Source organism: Candidatus Avelusimicrobium faecicola (assembly GCA_900540405.1).
GTDB lineage: Bacteria > Elusimicrobiota > Elusimicrobia > Elusimicrobiales > Elusimicrobiaceae > Avelusimicrobium > Avelusimicrobium faecicola.
In genome coordinates this window covers 1-3,135 of sequence record UQFW01000083.1, presented here as the reverse complement: position 1 = coordinate 3,135, position 3,135 = coordinate 1, and the positions used below count along the sequence as shown (strand labels likewise).

The window sequence follows — 3,135 nt, the reverse complement described above, 5'->3', positions numbered from 1 at the left end:
TTTCGCGGATAGAGTCTTGGCCGGTAAGCATCATAATAATACGGTCAATCCCAATGCCCATACCGCCGGTGGGCGGCATACCGCTTTCCATGGCTTCAATATAGTCCGCGTCCAAAATATCGGCGTTGTTGGCTTCTTCGCCTTTGGCGGCGGCTTTTTCGGCGGCTTGGTCTTTCAAGCGTTGCAACTGGTCGGCCGGGTCGTTTAACTCGGTATAGGCGTTGCCCAATTCCTGCCCGTTTACAAACACTTCAAAGCGTTCCACAATTTCCGGGTCGCCGGGTTTGGTTTTGGCAAACGGGCTGACGGCGGTGGGGTAATCCATAGCAATTACCGGGTTGTGGTATTCAGCCAGTAATTTGCCTTCAAAAAGTTCGTCAAAAATGGAGGAGTCGGAATCGTCCGGGCCGAATTTGACGCCCTGTTCGCGGGCGACTTCTTCCAGCTTGGCGCGGTTGAATTTGCGGCCGTTTAACACTTCGTGAATATCGCGGCCGAATTTTTCTTGCCAGGCTTGCGGAATGTGTACGCGTTTATACGGCGGGCGCAGGTCTACTTCGTACCCGCGGAAATGGATTTTTTCCACGCCAATCGCCTTGGCGGCGTTGCCCAAAATTTCGTCAAACAAATCGGCCATGGTGTTTACGTCGCCATACGCCTGGTACATTTCCATCATGGTAAATTCCGGGTTGTGGGTGGTGTCTATGCCCTCGTTGCGGAACATGTGCCCGATTTCGTAAATTTTGTCCATACCGCCCATAATCAAGCGTTTGTGGTGCAATTCCAACGCAATACGCAAATAAAGCGGCATTTTGAGCGCGTTGTGGTACGTTTCAAACGGGCGCGCAATAGCCCCGCCGGAAGACGGGTTCAAAATGGGGGTTTCTACTTCCAAATAACCTTTGTTATCCAAAGTTTTGCGGATAGAAGAAATAATTTTGGCGCGTTTGATAAAAATTTCTTTTACGTCTTCGTTGGCAATTAAATCCAAATGGCGTTTGCGGAAACGGACTTCCACATCTTGCAAGCCGTGGTATTTTTCCGGCATGGGGCGGATGGCTTTGGAAATCAGCGTCACTTTGGTTGCTTTAATGGTTTTTTCGCCGGTTTTGGTGACAAACAGGTGCCCGGTGACGGAAATAAAATCCCCCACGGAAATATGTTTTTTGAAAAATTGGTAGGCTTCGTCGCCCAAATTGTCTTTGGCTACATACAACTGTACGCGGCCCGTAAAATCGCGCAAGTGCGCAAAAGCGGCTTTACCCATACTGCGCAACTGCATAATGCGCCCGGCGGTGACAACTTCCGTGCCTTCCGGGGCGTTTTTAGCTTCCAGGCAGGATTGCTTTTTTTCGCAGCGGGCCGGGTAGGGGTCCACGCCCAGGTTGCGGATTTCTTTTACTTCCGCATAGCGTTGGGCGATAATTTCGTGCAGGGCGTTGCCCTGTTCTTTGGTGTGTTCTTTGGTTTGCTGCATAAATAACCTCGTAAATGATAGTATCTATATTTTATCAAATTCGGACCTATAGAAATTGGTAAAATAAATAAAGAGGTACTGAATATGAGAAAATGGTTTATCCCTTTATTAGTTGTGGGGTTGATTTTTGGCGCAGGGTTGCTCATGCGCTACTGGGCGGACGGCCGGGATGCCCGCGGGGCCACGCGGCTGATGCGCTCTTTGGAAAGCGGCGCCGACACGCGGGAAACAGACCGCCTGATTGCCCGCGCCGGAGATGTAAACGTGGGCGATAACGAGGGCCACACGGCGCTTTTTTATGCGGCGCGCCACGCCAAAGAGGCCCAACCGATTGAAAAACTGTTGGCGGCGGGGGCGGACCCCAACCGGGCGGATAATGACGGCCAAACGCCGTTGTTTTGGGCGGCGGAGTTTAACCCCAATGACTCTATTACCCTAGTATTGGTAAAGGGCGGGGCCAACCCGAATATGGCGGATAAGCAAGGCCAAACGCCGCTGATGTTGGCGGCGGCGCACAACCAAAAAGCGGTGTTGGATATTTTACTGCGTGCCAAGGCGGACCCGTCCGCCAAAGACCAATCCGGCAAAACGGCGGCGGATTATCTGGCCCAAAATGAGGAATTTACGGAGCAGGAACGCACCGATTACCGCCAGGCCATGTTGGTACTGCACTTATTAAGGCCGCTGGAATAAATATTTACCGTATCAAAAGCAGGCTCCTTAAAAAGGGGCCTGTTTTTTTATGGTGTCCTAAATTAGCGTGCGGAGCGGGGTTTCAAAAGGGGGCGCGTTTAATCCATTAGCGCAAGGGGCGGCCCACCCCGGCGGCGGGCATAGGCGGCGCGGGCGGAATTGCGGAGGAACCTTGCGGCCCCATACCCGGCGCGGGCGGATAAGCAGGGAAAGTTCCTCTGCCCGGTTGGGTGGGGGAAAGGGGGCCCGGCGCGGGCGGTTGCCCGGGGTTAAATGGCCGAAAATTTCCGCCCGGCACCGGCGGGTGCATGGGTGGCAAAAGGGGTTTTATGCCGGTGGGGGCGTTATCTAAACGCGGGTCCCGCCCGGGTTGTGCGGCCGGGGGCGGCGGCGGTGGGAACGGCCCTCTGCCGTGCCCTCTGTGGCGGCGGCCCGGCCTGGCGGGTTTATGCGGCCGGCCCGGTTGAGGGCGGCCCAAGTGCGGGTGGGCACGAGGGGCAACGGTGGGTAAAATATAGTCATATTGGGCTTCGTTAGTGCCGGGTTGTTGGGCCATGCCCGGTTGGAAAAACGGCACAAATTTACCCGGTTGGGTGACGGTTTTGGCTTTTTTGGCGGTTTTTGGCTTCTTTTTGGGTTTGGTTTCCGGCTCCGCGTTTTCGTCGGCGGTTTCAGCCGGGCCTCCGGCGGGTTCGGCCTGGTTGGGGGTGGTGTTTACCGGGCGGATAGTAATGGTTTGGATGATTTCTACATTTTGTTCCGGCGCGGAAATGTATTGCCGGGCATTTAATAAACCCGGCATAACAAGTAATAAAAAGGTACAAACAGAAAGGATTTTGCGCATATATACAGTATATTAATAAGCCCGGCCTTTTGGCTAGCCCGGTGGGGGATAAATCCGGCGTAAGAAGGTTTTGGCTTTTAGAAAGCAGTTTGTGCCAATAAAAACAACGCTCCGCCTTTCA

At 53.7% G+C, this 3,135-nt stretch carries 3 protein-coding genes; 1 reads left to right on the top strand and 2 read right to left on the bottom strand.

Annotation, left to right across the window (positions count from 1 at the left end; translation table 11 throughout):
* A partial coding sequence (gene lysS / locus ACQY18_RS06520) for a lysine--tRNA ligase (protein ID WP_428039287.1) occupies nt 1–1,477 on the bottom strand: 1,477 nt, incomplete at its 3' end.
* Between the two features lie 84 nt (nt 1,478–1,561).
* Here lysS and ACQY18_RS06515 point away from each other — a divergent pair.
* The gene (locus ACQY18_RS06515) at nt 1,562–2,170 is read left to right on the top strand and encodes an ankyrin repeat domain-containing protein (RefSeq protein WP_176778040.1); all 609 of its coding nucleotides are present in this window, start codon (nt 1,562–1,564) and stop codon (nt 2,168–2,170) included.
* A gap of 106 nt (nt 2,171–2,276) precedes the next feature.
* Here the strand turns inward: ACQY18_RS06515 and ACQY18_RS06510 are convergent, their stop codons facing one another.
* Complete coding sequence (locus tag ACQY18_RS06510; protein ID WP_428039286.1) at nt 2,277–2,972, bottom strand: hypothetical protein; 696 nt, start codon at nt 2,970–2,972, stop codon at nt 2,277–2,279.
* Nucleotides 2,973–3,135: the final 163 nt, after the last annotated feature.

Excerpts from the sequence above, each read along its gene's own strand:
- ACQY18_RS06510 (WP_428039286.1), bottom strand. The coding sequence starts at position 2,972 with ATGCCGGGTTTATTAAATGCCCGGCAATACATTTCCGCGCCGGAACAA.
- ACQY18_RS06515 (WP_176778040.1), top strand. The coding sequence starts at position 1,562 with ATGAGAAAATGGTTTATCCCTTTATTAGTTGTGGGGTTGATTTTTGGC.